Below are 17,362 nucleotides of genomic sequence, written 5' to 3'. Positions count from 1 at the left end.
GCCGGACGGCGCGCCAATGCTATGCGGCTGACCGCGCTGGACGAGCCGGCGGAGGGTCTGGGCCTGAAGCGGGGACAGGGCTTGGCGGAGGCGCGCGCCATGTATCCAAAAATTGATGTGGTGGAGGAGGACGAAGCCGCTGACCTCGTGCTTCTTGAAGCCATTGCAGACTGGTGCGATCGCTATACGCCGCTTGTGGCCCTGGATGGTCGTGACGGATTGTTTCTCGATATCAGTGGCTGTGCACACCTGTTTGGTGGTGAAGATGCTTTGCTGAAGGAAGTGCTGGATAGGCTGCTCCAGATGGGGTTCGATGCCCGGGGCGCTATTTCCTCCTCGCCCGGCCTGTCCTGGGCAGCCTGTCGGTACGGCCCGGGCGGAGTGATTGCCGAAGATAAGACGCAGGACGTGCTGGCGCCGCTGCCGGTGGATGCCCTTCGCGTCGATGAAACAACCATTTCTTCGCTTCATAAGCTGGGCTTGAAGCGTGTTACAGACCTATTACGTCTGCCTCGCGCACCTTTGGCACGCCGGTTTGGCGCCTATCTCCTGCTTCGGCTTGATCAGGCCTTGGGAGCCAATGAGGAGGCAATTTCACCCCGGCGTCCAGTTGCTGCCCTTTCAGCCGAGCGACGTCTTGCCGAACCGGTCGAGGCGGAAGAGCACATCCTTCATCTCACAGGCCAGATCGCCGCTTCTCTGACCTCCGGACTGGAAAAGCGTGGGGCCGGAGGGCGCATATTTGAACTGGTGCTGTTTCGGGTCGACGGTCGGGTTTTTCGCATCCGTGCCGGCGCCTCACAGCCCTTGCGGGATCCGAAACGCATCGCTGGCCTGTTTTCCGAACGTCTGAGCGCTGTGCAGGATGATCTGGATGCCGGTTACGGATTCGAGCTTCTGCGGCTCAACGTGCTGCAGCACGAGGCATTCAAAGCGTCCCAAAATGATTTTACCGGCCAACACCAGAGCACGGTTTCGCTTGCGGATTTCGTTGATCGGGTTTCCGCCCGCTTGGGTGCAGATTGTTTGCAGGTGGCCGAACTGCGGCAAAGCCATATTCCCGAACGTGCGGAAGTCTTCATGCCGGCCATTGCATTCTGGACGGTAAAGCAAAAGGTCGACGAGATTTTTGCCTTCCTGCCGAAGACCAGCCGGCCATTGCGGCTCTCCGTTATCCCGAACCCATGGAGGCCTTTGCCGCAACCGTGCCGGACGGGCCTCCGCAGCGTTTTCGCTGGCGCCGGATTGTTCATGAAGTCGTGCGTGCCGAGGGCCCGGAACGGATTTCGCCCGAATGGTGGCTTGATGAGAAGGATGTGGAAGAGCGGGATTATTTTCGCCTGGAAAGCGAAGCTGGCCGCAGGTTTTGGGTGTTCCGCAAAGGCCATTACAATCGCGGTAATCCAGCTCCAGCCTGGCGGGTTCATGGTATCTTCGCATGAGCGACGTACCAAGTTTTTACGAGATCGGTGCCAAGACCAACTTCTCCTTCCTGGAGGGGGCTGCAAGACCTGAAGAGATGATTGTCGCCGCAAGTGTCCTCGGCCTTGCCGGCTTGGGCGTTGCCGACAGCAATTCCGTGGCCGGGGTTGTTCGCGCCCATAATCAGGTCCGCCAGATGAAGGAGGCTTGGGAGCGCCAGCAACAAAAGGGCAGGGGGCAAGACGAGGAGGAAGCTTTCCCCGCATGCGCGTTTCATCCAGGAGCGCGGCTGGTCTTTTCCGACGATACGCCGGATGTCCTGGCCTATCCCCGCAACCGGAAAGGCTGGGCTAATCTTTGCCGCCTTTTGAGCCGGGGAAATCTGAGGACGGAAAAAGGCTCCTGTCTCCTGGAGGAATGGGATTTTCTGGAATGGGGCGACGAGATGATGCTTGCCCTATTGCCGGATCCAGGCCGGGCGGAGGATGGCAGTTATCTGGCCTTGCTGGATAAGCAACTGGACCGTTATCGAAAACGCTTCCGCAAGGATATCTATCTCGCGCTGGCGCCAACCTATGACGGCCGCGACAGTTTTGTTTTTGCAAGCTTCGCTCATTTGGCCAGGCGCAACCGCCTGCCGCTGATCGCAACCAATTTGCCGCTCTTTCACCTTCCTGGGCGACGTTCCTTATCGGATGTCGTCACTGCCATCCGCGAACATGTAACAATCCAGGAAGCAGGTTTTCGTTTAGCGCCGAATGGAGAGCGGCACATCAAGAATGCAGCGGAGATGGCGCGTCTCTTCAAACATTATCCCGATGCCATCGCCAATACAGAGCGATTCTTCAAGCGGCTGCAGTTTTCGCTTGAGGAGATCAGCCATAATTATCCGGATGAAAGCATTGCAGGGGAGACGGTCTCCCAAACCCTGGAGCGGCTGACATGGCAAGGGGCGGCAGACCGGTATCCGGATGAAATACCCGCCGAGGTCTCAAGCCAGATCCGGTATGAACTCGATCTCATCGAGGAGATGGGCTATGAACCCTATTTCCTGACGGTCCGCCATATCGTCTGGCATGCTCGCCATGTGCTGAAGATCCTGTGCCAAGGGCGGGGATCGGCTGCAAATTCGACCGTCTGCTATTGTCTCGGCATTACCTCTGTCGATCCGACCTCGACCAAGCTGCTCTTCGCTCGCTTCATCTCGACGGAGCGCAATGAACCGCCCGATATCGATGTGGATTTCGAGCATGCGCGGCGGGAAGAGGTTATTCAGTATATCTATGAGCATTACGGCTATCGGCATGCGGGACTGACGGCGGCCGTCACCAGCTACCGAACGCGTATGGCCGGCCGTGAAGTGGCCAAGGCATTCGGTCTTTCCGAAGATGTGCAGGCTGCCCTTTCGAGCACCGTCTGGGGCTGGTCCGAGGATGGCCTTTCCGAACGCGAGGCCAAGGTCGCGGGTCTCGATATCTCCGATCCCCTGACAAGCAAGGTCATTGCCCATGCCAAGCAGTTGATGGGATTCCCCCGCCATCTGACCCAGCATGTGGGTGGCTTCCTGATCACCCGCGACCGCCTCGACGAAGTGGTGCCGATCATGAAAACCGCCATGCCCGGGCGCTACATGATCGAGTGGGACAAGGATGATCTCGATACGCTGAACCTGCTGAAGATCGATGTCCTCGCACTCGGCATGCTGACCTGTCTCAGAAAGGCGTTCGAGATGATGCGGCTTCACTACGGCCGGGAAGAGACACTGGACAGTCTCATGCAGAAGCACAAGGACCAGAATGTCTATGACATGATCTGCCGCGCAGACACAGTGGGCGTCTTCCAGATCGAAAGCCGGGCACAGATGAGCATGTTGCCAAGGCTGAGGCCACGAGAGTTCTATGATCTTGTCATCGAGGTCGCGATCGTGCGGCCCGGCCCGATCCAGGGTGATATGGTCCATCCCTATCTCAAGCGTCGGGAGATCCGGAACAAGGGCGGAAAAATCAGGTATGAGAAGCCGGAACTGAAGGATGTGCTGGAGCGAACGTTCGGTGTTCCGCTGTTTCAGGAGCAGGCGATGCAGATCGCTATCACCGGTGCAGGCTTTCCTCCTGAAAAAGCCGACCGGCTGCGTCGCTCCATGGCCACGTTCAAGCGCTCCGGTCGCGTCAATGAGTTCAGGCTCGATTTCATCAAGGGCATGCTGGACAATGGCTACCAGGAAAATTTTGCCAAGCAATGTTTCAGTCAGATCGAAGGCTTTGCCGAATATGGCTTTCCGGAAAGCCATGCGGCCTCCTTTGCCCTCCTCGTCTATGCCTCATCCTGGATCAAGACCTATTATCCCGATATATTCTGCGCCGCCCTTCTGAACTCCCAGCCCATGGGGTTCTATGCTCCGGCACAGCTGATCCGCGATGCGCGTGAGCATGGCACAATGATCCTGCCGGTCGACATCAACCACTCCGATTGGGACTGCACACTGGAACAGGCACCCTTCGACGCAAGGATGATCGACAGGCGCCACGGCTCCATGCGGGACGTCATCAGGACCTCTCATGCGGTGCGTCTGGGTTTTCGGCAGATCAAGGGCTTGGCCGAAAAAGATGTGGTTGGGAGGCTGATTGCCAATCGTCAGCTCGGATACAGCTCCGTGCATGATCTCTGGATCCGATCGGGCCTCGACAAATTGGATCTCGAGCGGCTGGCCGATGCGGATAGCTTCGGCAGCATGGGGCTATCGCGGCGTGAGGCGCTCTGGGCAGTGCGTGGCCTGGATATCAAGGCCAAAACCGACAATCCGACGCTCTTCGACGCCGCGTCTGGCTCTGATCTCAGGCCCGAAGCAAAGGCCGAGTTGCCCATGATGCTGCCGGGAGAAGAGGTGATTGAGGATTATCGCTATCTTTCCTTGTCGCTGAAGGGGCACCCGGTTTCCTTCTTGCGCCCGGAAATGGAAGCTATGGGGATTACCCGCAGCGTTAACTTGCTGACGATCGCCAATGGGCAGAGGGTTACGATCGGCGGCCTAGTTCTCGTCCGCCAAAGGCCAGGATCTGCCCGGGGCGTCATCTTCATGACTTTGGAAGACGAAACGGGAGTGGCAAACGCCATCGTCTGGCCGAAGATCTTTGAACAATACCGGCCCGTGGTGATGGGCGCGCGCCTCGTTAAGATCCGCGGCCGGCTGCAGAGCCAGAGTGGTGTGGTCCATACGGTCGTAGAGCATATCGAAGACATCACGTCGATGCTGGGCCTGTTGCAAAAGGAAGCCCGACGCTTTGCAGCATCGCCGCGCTCGGATGAGACACTGCAAAGCGGCGGCGGTTCCTGGCGACCGGAGCGCCGGCGACCGGCCGAGGCTGCCCGGCCACAGCCTACAGACACTTTGGATCTCCTATCGGATCAACAACCAGGGCAGGTCATGCCGAAGGGCCGAAACTTCCACTGATGCGTCGCGCGGAGCCGGAGATGAAAAGCAGGCTTCAATCCATGTCAGCTTCTGTCTCATGGAATTTCTGAACGGCTGAGACCCGTCCCGGGCGCGACATCCTGTCTCGCTCATCAAGCCGTGAACCGTGGCATGCGATTTTTTCTTGACAGAACCGGTCTCCTTTCTAAAAAAGGGGATACCAATGCTCATCTTTCCGGATCGTCCGAGAATGCTGGTTTGTAGCTGCAATTACATTACTGATAAGGAAATCCGCGACACGATCATCCAGCTTCTGGATGAGGACTGTTGGCAATTGATTGTTCCGGTCAAAGTGTATCACGCCATGGCCAAGCGTGGCCGCTGCTGCGGATGCTTTCCCAATGTCGTCGACTTGATTATCCGTACAACCGAGGAATATCACGCCCATCGACACTCGACGGAAGCTGAGGTTGTCGTTTATATGTCCCGCCTGAAAGAATTCCACGAGGAAAACAGGAGAGCGGACATTGAAAGGCGACTTAAAGGTCATCGAGCGGCTTAACGAGGCACTATTCCTCGAGCTCGGCGCCGTTAATCAGTACTGGTTGCATTACCGGTTGCTGGCTGACTGGGGCTATACGAAGCTTGCAAAGAAGGAGCGGGCGGAGTCGATCGAGGAAATGCATCATGCGGATCGTCTCATCGATCGCATCATCTTCCTGGAAGGCCATCCCAACCTTCAGACCCTTGCGCCGCTGCGCATTGGCCAGAATGTCAAGGAAGTTCTGGAAGCCGACCTGGCCGGGGAATACGATGCCCGTACGGCTTACAAAGCCTCGCGTGATATCTGTCATGCCGCCGGAGACTATGTCTCCATGAAGCTTTTCGAACAGCTCCTGATGGATGAGGAAGGTCATATCGACTTCCTCGAAACCCAGCTGGATCTCCTCGCAAAGATCGGCGAAGAGCGTTACGGGCAGCTCAACGCTGAATCCGCCGACTCGGCAGAATAACCATACCCTAAAGCCCGCGGAATTACTCCGCGGGCTTTCAAATACCTTGAGTTGACGAGAAAACCCCTAGGACGCCCCAGGCGCAAGAGATAAGCCTCAGCTTACCGGCTTTGCCAGATGTGCGAATTCGTTTACCACCTGATCATAGACCGCGCGCTTGAACGGCACGATGAGACCCGGAAGCGCAGTCATTGGCTTCCACTCCCACGCATCGAACTCTGCTTCATGGCCGCCCGGCGGCGGATTGATTGCAATCTCGCTTTCATCTCCTTCGAAGCGGAAAGCGAACCAGCGCTGGGTCTGTCCGCGATATTTTCCTTTTAACCCGATGCCGATCAGGTGCGCAGGCAGATCGTAGTTGATCCAGTCGCGCGATTGCGCCAGGAGCGACACAGACCGAATACCGGTTTCCTCGTAAAGCTCCCGGTAAGCCGCCTTCAACGGATCTTCGCCCTTGTCGATGCCCCCTTGCGGCATCTGCCATAGCTGCGGGGAGCCGTCATATTCTGAATTGCCTTCGCTGATGCGCCGTCCCGCCCAGACGAGACCTTCGCTGTTCAGGACCATGACGCCGACGCAGGGGCGATAGGGCAAATCTTCAGCCTTCATCGGCAGAGCTTTCTTCATCGTCACCTCGATCCTCCATCGGCAGCCTTGAGGCTTTCACGAGCCAGAGCGGAGACACCAACGATTTCGATACCGCGTTGGGAAGCCTCCTCGCTCCATTGCTTTATCGCAGCAACGCTTTCATCGAAAGCAGAGGCAACACCGATCGCGGTGCCGCGGCGGTCGGCAATCCGCTCCAGTTCATCGAGTTTCTTCAGGATTTCACTGGTCTGCATCTGTCCGTCGAGCGTCATGTCTGCGAAGGAATGCGGGAGGTTGACGGCGTCGGCAATCGTTCCGCTTTTCGATTGAGCCGAACTGCCGTCATCGAGAAACAGCAAGCCCCGCTTGCCGATATCACGCAGAACGGGCTCCAGAGCCTTCATGTCTGCCAGATAACGTCCGCCTTGGTAGTTCATGATGCCGGTATAGTTGGTGATGCGACCCATCGCCTCGTGCAGGCGGGTCAGATTGTCCTTCGCCGAACTTGCGGTCAGTAAGGTGGCGGGACCCGGATCGTTGGCGGGATAGTCGAAAGGTTCGAAAGGCACCTGAAGCAAGATTTCATGGCCGGTTCGCCTTGCTTCCTGCATCCATCGCTGAAGGCTGTTCCCGGTGGATGCAAAGCCAAGCGTGATGGACGGAGGCAATTGCTGCACGGCGCGTTGCGTGCCTGTCTGGCTGAGGCCCAGTCCCCCAACCACGATCGCGATACGGGTTCCGCGGGCGCCAGACCAGGGCCGCGCATAATGATCCATAGGCCGCATTCCGTCGGCACCTATGATCGGTAACTTCCCGTTTGGTGTGTCTTCCAGCAAAGCTTCATTGGGTTGAGCCGCTATGCGGGGATCCTGACCAATCCCTTGCGCGTCAATTAAAACCGGCCCTGCGCCATCCCGCTGTCGCGGCGTGTATTTGGTGACGATGGACCCGTCGTCGGTGACAGTTCGCTCCACATGAGCGCCGGAATTCGGGTTCGACCTTGAAATAGTCTTGTCGTCAGAAGCGCCTGCCGTCTGGTTGTCGCTAGATGCCGAGGCTTCGTCAGGCGGCTTTTGCTCGTCCGGTGCCGGTATTGGGGCAACCTGACGCAGAGCGTCGTCGCCGCGCATGGCGTAAAATGAAAGCGCTGAAATCCCGGCAATGCCGAGGCATGCGAAAAAGGTAGATACCGGCCATCTCCTTGCCCGACGCCGTTCAGCCGGCCGGTCCCGTCCAAGCGGTGCGTGGAGATCGGTGCCCAAATCAAGTTCCGAATTGCAGTCTCTAGGGAATGAAACCAGCCAGAGCATTACGTATCACGGTTGCTCTGGCCGGTATTGCGTTATTTCTTGATCGCTGCAGCCGCCTTGTCAGGATTTGCTGGATAGGACGGATCCGTTTTTACGCCATGGAGCAAATCCATTGCATAGTTCAGCTGGATGTCATCCTTGGTTTCCGGCGGTACATAAGCTGCGGAACCCGAACCTTCGTCGGTCTCGGCAGCGCCCTGGATATGGCCGCGAAGACCAGATTCGCCTTCAGCCTTGATCTTGCCCTGCAGTTCCGGCGGTAGCGGCTGCTCGACCTTGATGTCGGGCTGGATGCCCGTGCCCTGGATCGATTTGCCCGACGGCGTGTAGTACAGCGCTGTGGTCAGACGCAAGGCGCCTGCATCGCCAAGCGGGATGATGGTCTGAACCGATCCCTTGCCGAAGGAGCGCGTTCCAACCACGGTCGCGCGCTTCAAATCCTGCAGAGCGCCCGCAACGATTTCCGACGCTGAGGCGGAACCACCGTTTACAAGCACGATCACCGGCTTTCCGTCCGTCAGATCCCCAGGACCGGCATTGAAGCGACGGGTTTCCTCGGCATTGCGTCCGCGTGTCGAGACCACTTCACCGCGCTGGAGAAATGCATCCGAAACATTGATTGCCTGATCCAGGAGGCCACCTGGATTGAGCCGCAGGTCGAGGACATAGCCCTTCAGCTTGTCGGCCGGGACATCGGCCTTGATCTTCTTGATGGCCTTTTCCAGGTCATCATAGGTCTTTTCGGTGAAGGAAATGACGCGGAGATAGCCGATATCGCCGCCTTCGACGCGCGACTTAACCGCACGAACAGCAATGATGTCACGAACGACGGTGATCTCAAGAGGCTTGTCGGCACCCTGGCGGATAACGGTCAGCTTGATCGGCGTCTTCACGCCGCCCCGCATCTTTTCGACAGCTTCCTCGAGCTTCAGGCCACGCACCGGCTGTCCGTCGATCTCGGAGATGAAGTCGCCGGCCAAGATCCCGGCCCGGGCGGCAGGCGTGTCGTCGATCGGCGCGATGACCTTGACGAGCTCGTTTTCCATTGTCACTTCAATGCCAAGACCGCCGAACTCGCCACGCGTCTGCGTGCGCATGTCTTCAGCATCTCTGGAATTCATGAAACTGGAATGCGGATCAAGCGAGGTCAGCATGCCATTGATGGCATTCTCGACCAGCTTCTCTTCGTCCGGCGGCGTCACATACTGGGCACGAACCCGTTCAAACACATCACCGAAGATCGACAGCTCCCTGTAAGTGGAAGCCCCTGCGGCCTGTGCCGGCACACCGGCTGAATAGATGACGCTCATCGCCGTGGCACCCAAGAGTGCACCCACGATGACAAGAGAAGCCCTACGAATCATTTCGTGCCCTTCCAGTTTCTTTCGCGGTCCACCATGGTCTGGAATCAACCGGGGTGCCGTCTTTTCGAAATTCAATGTAAAGCGTCGGACGATCCGTTTCCAGCGCCAACGCAGTTGCGCTTGCTACTCTTTTCTCACCCATCACGGCAATCGGCTCGCCTGCAAAGACGAATTTTCCTTGCCGTGCATTCACTACATCCATACCGGCCAAAACCAGATGGTATCCATCGCCGGCATTGAGGATGATCATTTGCCCATAGCTTCGGAAGGCGCCGGCGAAAACAACAAGGCCGTCGGCGGGTGCCGTCACAACGGCCCCTGCATTGGAGGCAACCGTCATGCCTCTCGCCGGATGCCCCGTGCCGTCGGCGTCCCCGAACGCACGCAAGACATCGCCAGCGAGCGGAAGTTCCAGCTTCTGCTTCAGGCTTGAAAACGCGTATGCGGGCGCAATACGGTTTTTGTCAGGCACACCGCTTTCGGCAAGTTGCTTGGCTTTTTCCCGTTCTGCTTCCGAAAGAAGTCTCCGTCTTTCTTCTTCTGCGCGGGCCTGGTCTATGCCTTCGCGTACAGAGGATATTTGACCTTCCAGCGACCGGATGAGGTCCTGCAAAGAAGACGCCTGGCCTGCCAATTGCTCGGAACGCCGCCGTTCCGCCAGCAGATCCTGCTGGTTCTGGTTGTTCACCTTATCGTTTTCAGCCAGCAGCAGGTTCATGCGCTGCTCTTCCTCGATACCTGCAGCGATCGTTTGGCTGACCGATGCCTTCTCCTCGAGTGCTGCAGCCTGTAAGGCCGCGAGGGACTGAAGGTCGGCAACCAGCTTATCCGCCTCCGTGCGCATTCCCGGCACCACGGCTCCAAGAAGAATAGCGCTGCGTACGGAAGCAAGTGCATCTTCCGGTTTGACCAGCAAAGCCGGTGGCGGATTACGACCCATGCGTTCCAGGGCGGCAAGGACCTCGGCCAGCACGGCTCGCCGGCTACGGAGCGACGTCCGGATATCCGCTTCGCCGACCTTCAGCTCGGCGAGCTTTTCCTCGCTTACCAGAATTTTTGTCTGCAGATCCTTGCGGCGAGCAGCCGAAGCGATCAGCGCCTGCCGCAGGTCGGCGGAAGTCTTCTTGATCTGCGCAATACTTTGTTCGATGGAGGAGGCCCTCTCGGCGGAGAGGCTCATGCTCTTGGCCAGCACCTCCAGTTCGCCGCGGGTCTCGTTTCGCTTGCTCTGCAGCTCTGCAGTCGGATCCGTCGCCGGCGGCATTACAAGAGGCGGAGATCCCGGCATGCCCGGCGCAGCTTGTTGTTGAGCGAGCGCGACGTGAGACAAGGGCGCTGGGGCAAGGCAGATAAAGCCCAAACATGCTGCCGTGAAAGGAAGCAGCGCCCGCTTGCCGGCCGTCGTTTGCCCAATTGCCATCAAAGCTCCGATGTCCTCCGGATCGCCCAAATCCTATGCTGATTTGTCACCGAAAGCTAGAAACAACATCGTGTTCCACGGTAAACGAAACGTTTAGACGCGGTGATAAGGATGGCCTGAAAGAATGGTGACAGCCCGATAAAGCTGCTCGGCGATCAAAATCCGGACGACCTGATGGGGCCAGGTCATGGATCCGAGGTTAAGAACCATGTGAGCGCGATCGTATAGATCAGGATCAAGCCCGTCGGCGCCGCCGATGGCAAGCATCAGATCCCGTTTGCCATTGTCGCGATAGCCGCCGATCATGGCGGCAAAGGCTTCGCTTGACAGCGATTTGCCCTGTTCGTCGAGTAGGACCAGGATCGCGCTGTCTGGCAGAGACTTCTCCAGCGCCGAACCTTCTTCCTTCTTGCGCGTCTGGGGATTGGCCGCGCGGCTTTCAGCGATTTCCACGACGCGCGACAATTCCAGCCCAGTGGCAGGACCTGCTTTGGCAAAGCGATCGAGATAACGGGAGGCAAGCTCCTTTTCCGGTCCGGTTTTGAGCCGTCCCACGGCAAAAAGGCTGACCCGCATGTGCTACCTATTTTTCGCAGACCAGGGCATTACGGTCCGAGTTCGCACTCGAACCTTCAACTCGATCTCATCTGGACCGGTTCAGGACGCGCCCGAACCTGTCAATGCAGCAGTGCGCCTTCCTCGATATCCGGAGCCGCCCACATCTTTTCGATGTTGTAGAACTCGCGAATTTCAGGACGGAACACATGGATGATAATGTCACCGGTATCGATCAGCACCCAGTCGCCGGTCTCCATGCCTTCGACCCGGGCCGTGCCCAAGCCTTCGTCCTTGAGGTCGGAAATTAGGTGGTCGCAGATCGCCATGACATGTCGGCTCGATCGTCCGGAGACGACTACCATGTAGTCTCCGAGCGCCGACTTGCCGGCAATGTTGATGGTGGCGATATCTTCAGCTTTCGAATCCTCGAGACTTGCGAGGACCAGTTCGAGAGCACGGGCGGCGGCATCGGCGCCACGTTCCAGGCTCTGCGGGAGGACGGAGATCGCCTTTCCCTTGGCGTGTACTGTTGTCAGGGTTTGTCCTTTCTTCCAGGTAACAGCAACATGCACGTACCACGAATCCGATCGACGATCGGCCGCAGGTTAAAGGTGGCATTGAACGGCTACCGATTCAAGAGATCTGCACAAAAGATCATCAACAACCGCATGGGAGAAGACCGCTTTCAGGATTTTGAGTCTGCCTTGGCTCGCAGCGCCGTTGAGCTCAGCGCCGAACGAGGCCCATGGATGAATGTCCAGGCCGGCGCCTGCTTCTTCCAAAGCACACCAGCGTCATCCTCGTCGATGCGCGCATGGCCAAAGGCGCGCGCCATCGGCGATGATAGAAACGAAAGGGTGGATCCCGGGCGATCGACAACGGCGAGCGGAAATGTGCTTAAGATTTCCCGCCACTTCTGCCAAAGGTGGAAAGTCTTCAGGCTGTCGGCGCCCATTACCCAGACGAAGTTCACATGCGGATTGCGGGCTTTGACAAAGGCAAGCGTTTCGGCGGTGTAGGACGTTTCAAGCGTCCTTTCAAAAGCGGTGATCTTGATCCGCGGGTCCTGGACGAGCTTTTCGCTCATTGCAAGGCGGTCCGCCAAAGGCGCGAGTTCCAGCCGGCTCTTCAGCGGGTTTCCAGGCGTGACCATCCACCAGAGCTGGTCGAGGCCGAGTCGGCGCAGGGCTATTTCTGCGACGAGCAGGTGCCCCTCATGTGGAGGGTTGAAGGAGCCGCCGAACAGACCGACCGCCATGCCTCGTTCCGCATGGGGCATGGTTAGGTATCGGCGGTCGATGGTCTCTTGCGCCACGTGAAATCAGGGCCGGATCTGTCCGGTGCCATGCACCCGGTATTTGAAGGAGGTCAACTGCTCGACGCCGACGGGGCCGCGGGCATGCATCTTGCCTGTGGATATGCCGATCTCGCCACCCATGCCAAACTCTCCGCCATCGGCAAACTGGGTCGAGGCGTTGTGCAGCAGGATTGCCGAGTCGATTTCGTTGAAGAAGCGCGCCACGACCTGAGCATCCTCCGCGAGCACTGCTTCCGTATGGCTGGAGGAATAGGTGTTGATATGACGGATCGCGCCGGAAACGCCGTCGACAATGGCGACGGAAATGACCGCGTCGAGATATTCGGTCCGCCAATCCTCCTCAGTCGCCGGTATGAGCCCGGGGACCACTTTGAGAACGGCGGCTGAAGCGCGGATTTCGCAGCCAGCATCGGTCAGCGCCTCCAGGATCGGCATGAGATGGCTGCCGATTGCGGCACTGTCGATGAGAAGGGTTTCGGCTGCGCCGCAGACACCGGTACGACGCATCTTGGCATTGACGACGATCGTCTTGGCCATTTCAATTTCGGCTGATGTGTCCACGTAGATATGGCAAAGCCCCTCAAGGTGCGCAAAGACCGGCACACGCGCTTCATTCTGAACACGTGCCACAAGGCTTTTTCCACCACGCGGCACGATCACGTCGATTGCCCCACCGAGGCCGGAGAGCATGGCGCCCACGGCGGCCCGATCTGTCGTCGGCACTATCTGGATCGCATACTGTGAAAGGCCGGCGATCTCCAAGCCAGCCTTCAAACACCCACCGATCGCCTGCGATGAATTGGTGGAATCGGATCCGCCGCGCAGGATCACGGCATTGCCTGCTTTGAGGCAAAGGGCGCCGGCATCCGCCGTGACATTGGGCCGGCTTTCGTAAATGACGCCAATCACGCCAAGCGGCGTACGCACACGCTCGATCTTCAATCCGTTCGGCCGCTCCCAGGCGGCGATGACGTCTCCAACTGGATCTTTGAGCTCTGCGATCTCCCGTAGCGCTGAGGCCATTCCGGCAATGCCGCCCCCTGTCAGGGTCAGCCGGTCAATAAACGAAGGGAGGAGGTCCTTGCCTTGAACGTTTTGAAGATCGACGGCATTGGCGGCAAGAATCTCGCGACTATTGGCCAAGAGAGCATCGGCCATGGCATGCAGGGCCGTGTTCTTGACCTCAGCCGAAGCCGTCGCCAGTTCACGCGCTGCCGCCCGGGCGTTGCGCCCGATCTCGGTCATGATGGCCGTCACGTCATCGGTCACAGAGAGCATATCATCCATGGCTGGCACTTTCTTTCCGATCGTCGCGTTCAGCCGCATGATGAAGAAACCGGGTCATTACCATGTCGTCGCGATGGACCATTGCCGCACGGCCGGCATAGCCGAGGATCGCCTCGATCTCGCCGGATTTGCGCCCGGCAATCTGACGGGCTTCCTCCGCATCGTAGCTCGCGAGGCCGCGGGCGATTTCGCGGCCGTCAGTGCTGGTGATAGCGACGGTGTCACCGCGATGGAAATGGCCAGCGATCCGACGCACCCCGGCCGGCAGCAGGCTCTTTCCCGTCGACAGCGCTTTTTCGGCACCCTCGTCGATCAGGAGTTCGCCGGCAGGTTGCAATTGCCCGGCAATCCAGGTCTTGCGGGCCGTCACCGGGTTCCCGGACGGTGCAAACCAAGAGGAGCGCGCGCCTTGTTCAATCGCGCGTAAAGGATGATCCGTCTTGCCTGAGGCAATAATCATAGCGCAGCCGGCGCCGGTTGCGATCTTGCCGGCATCAATCTTAGTTCGCATGCCGCCGCGAGAAAGCTCGGATGCTGCCCCGCCGGCCATGTCTTCCACTTCTGGCGTGATGGTTGGGATGACCTCAAGGAAACGCGCATCCGGATCAAGATGAGGTGGAGCTGTGTAAAGCCCGTCTATGTCCGATAGCAGGATCAGCAGATCGGCGCCTGTCATGGTGGCAACACGAGCAGCCAGGCGATCATTGTCGCCGTAGCGAATCTCAGAGGTCGCGACCGTATCGTTCTCATTGATGATCGGCACCGCGCCGATCTTCAGCAACTGGTTGATCGTGGCCCGGGCATTGAGGTAGCGGCGGCGTTCTTCCGTATCGCCAAGGGTCAGAAGGATCTGGCCTGCGACGATGCCGCTACGGGAAAGGCTTTCCGACCACGCTCGAGCAAGCGCAATCTGGCCGACCGCGGCTGCAGCCTGACTTTCCTCAAGTCTCAAGGCGCCGCCTGGCAGATCGAGTACCGTCCGGCCCATGGCGATGGCGCCCGAGGAAACTATCAGCACGTCTATGCCCTTGGCCCTCAAATCCGCAATGTCAGCGCAGATGGCTTCCAGCCAAGTTGCCTTGAGGCCCGTTTGACGGTCCACAAGCAGCGCCGAACCGATCTTGATGACGATGCGGCGATGGTCGGCGACACGCTTGCGGTCTGCCGTCATTCGTCGTCGTCCTCGACAAAATCTTCCTCGATAGGTGTCGAGCGGTCTGGAAGAGCGGTTTCGTTGTTGCCACTCGCTTCGACGATGACGTCCCGCAGGGCGCGCAAGACTTCGGTCATGCCTTTATTCGTCACCGCGGAGATAAGGTATGGTACCTGGCCGCTGGCTTTTTCCAGCTCCTTGGCCTTCTTCTTCAAGTCTTTCTCATCGAGAACGTCGATCTGAGACAGGGCAACGATGACGGGCTTATCGATCAAGCCGCCGCCATAGGCTTCAAGCTCGGTCTTCACCGTCTTGTAAGCATGGCCGACTTTTTCCTCGACCGCCGAAACCAGGTGCAGCAGGACACGGGTGCGTTCGACGTGGCCGAGAAAACGGTCACCGATGCCGACGCCTTCATGAGCGCCTTCGATCAGTCCGGGAATATCCGCCAAGACAAATTCACGCCCGTCGATGGTCGCTACACCAAGGTTTGGGTGCAGGGTCGTAAAGGGGTAGTTGGCGATCTTCGGCCGGGCGCGCGTGACGCTGGCGAGGAATGTCGATTTTCCCGCATTGGGCAATCCCACCAAGCCTGCGTCGGCAATCAGCTTGAGCCGCAGCCAGATGGTCTTTTCTTCGCCCTCAAGGCCCGGATTGGCCCAATTGGGAGCCTGGTTGGTGGCGCTCTTGAAATGGGTATTGCCAAAGCCGCCATTGCCGCCCTTGCCGAGCCGGAACCTCTGGCCCTCCTTCGTCAGGTCGATGATCAGCGTTTCATTATCTTCCTCGAAGATCTGTGTACCCACCGGCACTTTCAGGGTGACATCCGAGCCATTGGCGCCGGTGCGGTTGCGGCCCATGCCATGCACGCCGGTGCTCGCCTTGAAATGCTGCTGGAAGCGGAAATCGATCAGCGTGTTGAGGCCATTGACCGCTTCCACCCAGACATCGCCGCCGCGCCCGCCGTCGCCACCATCCGGACCACCGAACTCGATGAATTTCTCCCGCCGGAACGAGACTGCGCCCGCACCGCCGTCGCCGGAACGTATGTAGACCTTTGCCTCGTCGAGAAACTTCATCTTGCTGCCGTCAGTCCTGTGCCAATCGGGCTCCTGATATTCCCAGAAGCACTTTGTAAGTTCGATATCGCCGGTAAGGGCGCAGGTCAAAGACTATCATGAACATCGTCAGCTATAACACGCAAAACGGCATTGGCATGGACAAGGTCGTGACAGAGATCCGGCGGCTGTTCCGCCGGATCTCTTGTTGATGGGTCACTGCCCCGTGATCACGCGCAGGTCCTGCGGCAGGAGCATGGTTTCCACATGGGGTGCCATGGCATTGCGTGACAGGCTGAAGATCTGGTTGGCATCGATGATGCGGAACCCAAGCTTCTTCTGGATCCGGAGCGAGGCAAGGTTGTCGGCAAAGGCGCCGGAAAACACCGTCGTTTGAGGCATGCGTCGGAAGAAGCGTTCCAGAGCCGCCGCGACAGCCTCGCTCATGTAACCCTTTCCCCAATAGAAGCGGTTCAACCAGTAGCCGAGATGCCAGTGGTCGTGCCGGAGTTCGATACCGACCAAGCCGATATGCGTATCGTCGCCGGAGGTGATCGCCAGCGTCCAATCGGGCAAGATGCCTGAAACCTGCGGTACCAGCCAATCCAGAGCATCCTGGCGGTGATAAGGTTGCGGCACGCGTGCCAGCATCCGGGTTACCTGGAAATCGCCAAGCGATTCCGATATCGCGCCCGCATCCGCCAATCTATGCGGACGAAGCACCAGCCGCCTTGTTGCGATCACGGGGCAGGGGCCGGGCGTGGCGCTTGCGGCAGCCGTCTTGTGCGACAGGGCAGCTCTCATCTCAGCTCTCCCCAGCTTCGCAGCGAGATCCATGTCTTGCGGTCGAGCCGGAACCATTCGACGGCAACCATGCCGCCGACCGCCAAGCATTCGATCATGCCTGTGCCCTGGAACTGGAAGCCGCATTTCTGGATAACCCGCTTCGACGCAACATTGGTTACCCGGCATCTGGCGTCGATATGGTCGATCTGGTTGCGCGTCCGGAACGCCATGTCGATCAGCACGTGGGCGGCCTCGGTGGCATAGCCCTTGTTCCAAAAGGGTTCTCCTAGCCAATAGCCAATTTCCAGGGCATGCTCGTCTTCCTGGGGCTCCAATGCGCAGCAACCGAGAAAGGCACCGTTGTCGCCTCCGGTGATGGCATAGACGCATTTGCCAATCTCGCCTGCTTTCGTACGTCGCACGAAGTCGGCGGCGTCTTTTGCCGTATAAGGATGCGGCATGCGGGACACCATGGTGGCGATGTTCGCATTATTGGCGAGATGGGCAAGTGCGTCTATGTCGTCTTCGTGGGGTGCGCGCAGAACAAGTCTTTGCGATAACAAGACGGGGCAATCGCTTCTCGACCTGTCGGGTCTTAACCGGTCTTCTGACCGGTCCTTTGGCGGCCGGGATTGGCTCGCCCGCATTAGTTCGCCTTGCATGTTCAGTCCTC

15 protein-coding genes and 1 pseudogene are annotated in these 17,362 nt (G+C 58.6%); 4 read left to right on the top strand and 12 right to left on the bottom strand.

Annotated elements, in window-relative coordinates; genetic code table 11:
- Window positions 1-21: 21 nt before the first annotated feature.
- The 4 genes and pseudogenes from E2F50_RS21150 to bfr all read left to right on the top strand — a co-directional run bounded on the left by E2F50_RS21150 (window position 22) and on the right by bfr (window position 5,847).
- Window positions 22-1,442: pseudogene (locus E2F50_RS21150) on the top strand (Y-family DNA polymerase).
- Window positions 1,439-4,873: an error-prone DNA polymerase gene (locus E2F50_RS21145; protein ID WP_133318172.1), complete on the top strand. Its 3,435-nt coding sequence runs from the start codon at window positions 1,439-1,441 to the stop codon at window positions 4,871-4,873. The pseudogene E2F50_RS21150 and the gene E2F50_RS21145 overlap by 4 nt, the downstream one beginning before the upstream one ends.
- A 184-nt stretch (window positions 4,874-5,057) precedes the next feature.
- Complete coding sequence (locus tag E2F50_RS21140) at window positions 5,058-5,396, top strand: (2Fe-2S)-binding protein (protein WP_245515530.1); 339 nt, start codon at window positions 5,058-5,060, stop codon at window positions 5,394-5,396.
- The gene (gene bfr, locus E2F50_RS21135; protein WP_133318171.1) at window positions 5,362-5,847 is read left to right on the top strand and encodes a bacterioferritin; all 486 of its coding nucleotides are present in this window, start codon (window positions 5,362-5,364) and stop codon (window positions 5,845-5,847) included. Before E2F50_RS21140 ends, bfr begins: the two co-directional genes overlap by 35 nt.
- A 96-nt stretch (window positions 5,848-5,943) precedes the next feature.
- Here the strand turns inward: bfr and E2F50_RS21130 are convergent, their stop codons facing one another.
- The 12 genes from E2F50_RS21130 to E2F50_RS21075 all read right to left on the bottom strand — a co-directional run bounded on the left by E2F50_RS21130 (window position 5,944) and on the right by E2F50_RS21075 (window position 17,351).
- Window positions 5,944-6,474: an RNA pyrophosphohydrolase gene (locus tag E2F50_RS21130; RefSeq protein ID WP_133318261.1), complete on the bottom strand. Its 531-nt coding sequence runs from the start codon at window positions 6,472-6,474 to the stop codon at window positions 5,944-5,946.
- Window positions 6,475-6,476: 2 nt separating this feature from the next.
- Window positions 6,477-7,697, bottom strand: a complete 1,221-nt coding sequence (locus tag E2F50_RS21125; RefSeq protein WP_133318170.1) for a divergent polysaccharide deacetylase family protein — start codon at window positions 7,695-7,697, stop codon at window positions 6,477-6,479.
- 80 nt (window positions 7,698-7,777) lie between these two features.
- Window positions 7,778-9,109: a S41 family peptidase gene (locus E2F50_RS21120; protein WP_133318169.1), complete on the bottom strand. Its 1,332-nt coding sequence runs from the start codon at window positions 9,107-9,109 to the stop codon at window positions 7,778-7,780.
- Entirely contained in the window at window positions 9,099-10,529 is a 1,431-nt protein-coding gene (locus E2F50_RS21115) for a murein hydrolase activator EnvC family protein (RefSeq protein WP_133318168.1), read from the bottom strand. The genes E2F50_RS21120 and E2F50_RS21115 overlap by 11 nt, the downstream gene beginning before the upstream one ends.
- Window positions 10,530-10,622: 93 nt before the next feature.
- Window positions 10,623-11,105 (bottom strand): 23S rRNA (pseudouridine(1915)-N(3))-methyltransferase RlmH, encoded by a 483-nt coding sequence (gene rlmH / locus E2F50_RS21110; protein ID WP_133318167.1) that lies wholly within the window; start codon window positions 11,103-11,105, stop codon window positions 10,623-10,625.
- Window positions 11,106-11,206: 101 nt separating this feature from the next.
- A complete protein-coding gene (rsfS, locus tag E2F50_RS21105) occupies window positions 11,207-11,659 on the bottom strand; it encodes a ribosome silencing factor (protein ID WP_133318166.1) in 453 nt (150 codons plus the stop codon).
- Window positions 11,660-11,772: 113 nt separating this feature from the next.
- The gene (locus tag E2F50_RS21100; protein WP_245515529.1) at window positions 11,773-12,345 is read right to left on the bottom strand and encodes a nicotinate-nucleotide adenylyltransferase; all 573 of its coding nucleotides are present in this window, start codon (window positions 12,343-12,345) and stop codon (window positions 11,773-11,775) included.
- Between the two features lie 63 nt (window positions 12,346-12,408).
- On the bottom strand, window positions 12,409-13,692 hold the full coding sequence (locus tag E2F50_RS21095; RefSeq protein WP_133318165.1) for a glutamate-5-semialdehyde dehydrogenase: 1,284 nt from the start codon (window positions 13,690-13,692) through the stop codon (window positions 12,409-12,411).
- The gene (gene proB / locus E2F50_RS21090) at window positions 13,685-14,863 is read right to left on the bottom strand and encodes a glutamate 5-kinase (protein ID WP_133318164.1); all 1,179 of its coding nucleotides are present in this window, start codon (window positions 14,861-14,863) and stop codon (window positions 13,685-13,687) included. The genes E2F50_RS21095 and proB overlap by 8 nt, the downstream gene beginning before the upstream one ends.
- Entirely contained in the window at window positions 14,860-15,924 is a 1,065-nt protein-coding gene (gene obgE, locus E2F50_RS21085; RefSeq protein WP_133318163.1) for a GTPase ObgE, read from the bottom strand. The genes proB and obgE overlap by 4 nt, the downstream gene beginning before the upstream one ends.
- A 195-nt stretch (window positions 15,925-16,119) precedes the next feature.
- Window positions 16,120-16,707 (bottom strand): GNAT family N-acetyltransferase, encoded by a 588-nt coding sequence (locus E2F50_RS21080; protein WP_245515528.1) that lies wholly within the window; start codon window positions 16,705-16,707, stop codon window positions 16,120-16,122.
- Window positions 16,704-17,351: a GNAT family N-acetyltransferase gene (locus E2F50_RS21075; protein WP_133318161.1), complete on the bottom strand. Its 648-nt coding sequence runs from the start codon at window positions 17,349-17,351 to the stop codon at window positions 16,704-16,706. Before E2F50_RS21075 ends, E2F50_RS21080 begins: the two co-directional genes overlap by 4 nt.
- Between the last annotated feature and the right edge of the window lie 11 nt (window positions 17,352-17,362).

The sequence above is a fragment of the Rhizobium deserti genome, assembly GCF_004358025.1.
GTDB lineage: Bacteria > Pseudomonadota > Alphaproteobacteria > Rhizobiales > Rhizobiaceae > Neorhizobium > Neorhizobium deserti.
This window is presented reverse-complemented; position numbering and strand designations above follow the sequence as displayed.

What these genes read in the sequence shown, in the direction of transcription:
- E2F50_RS21145 (WP_133318172.1), top strand. Translation starts at nt 1,439, where the DNA reads ATGAGCGACGTACCAAGTTTTTACGAGATCGGTGCCAAGACCAACTTC.
- E2F50_RS21140 (WP_245515530.1), top strand. Translation starts at nt 5,058, where the DNA reads ATGCTCATCTTTCCGGATCGTCCGAGAATGCTGGTTTGTAGCTGCAAT.
- E2F50_RS21130 (WP_133318261.1), bottom strand. Translation starts at nt 6,474, where the DNA reads ATGAAGAAAGCTCTGCCGATGAAGGCTGAAGATTTGCCCTATCGCCCC.
- E2F50_RS21120 (WP_133318169.1), bottom strand. Translation starts at nt 9,109, where the DNA reads ATGATTCGTAGGGCTTCTCTTGTCATCGTGGGTGCACTCTTGGGTGCC.
- E2F50_RS21115 (WP_133318168.1), bottom strand. Translation starts at nt 10,529, where the DNA reads ATGGCAATTGGGCAAACGACGGCCGGCAAGCGGGCGCTGCTTCCTTTC.
- rlmH (WP_133318167.1), bottom strand. Translation starts at nt 11,105, where the DNA reads ATGCGGGTCAGCCTTTTTGCCGTGGGACGGCTCAAAACCGGACCGGAA.
- E2F50_RS21100 (WP_245515529.1), bottom strand. Translation starts at nt 12,345, where the DNA reads ATGGCGGTCGGTCTGTTCGGCGGCTCCTTCAACCCTCCACATGAGGGG.
- E2F50_RS21095 (WP_133318165.1), bottom strand. Translation starts at nt 13,692, where the DNA reads ATGGATGATATGCTCTCTGTGACCGATGACGTGACGGCCATCATGACC.
- proB (WP_133318164.1), bottom strand. Translation starts at nt 14,863, where the DNA reads ATGACGGCAGACCGCAAGCGTGTCGCCGACCATCGCCGCATCGTCATC.
- obgE (WP_133318163.1), bottom strand. Translation starts at nt 15,924, where the DNA reads ATGAAGTTTCTCGACGAGGCAAAGGTCTACATACGTTCCGGCGACGGC.
- E2F50_RS21080 (WP_245515528.1), bottom strand. Translation starts at nt 16,707, where the DNA reads ATGAGAGCTGCCCTGTCGCACAAGACGGCTGCCGCAAGCGCCACGCCC.
- E2F50_RS21075 (WP_133318161.1), bottom strand. Translation starts at nt 17,351, where the DNA reads ATGCAAGGCGAACTAATGCGGGCGAGCCAATCCCGGCCGCCAAAGGAC.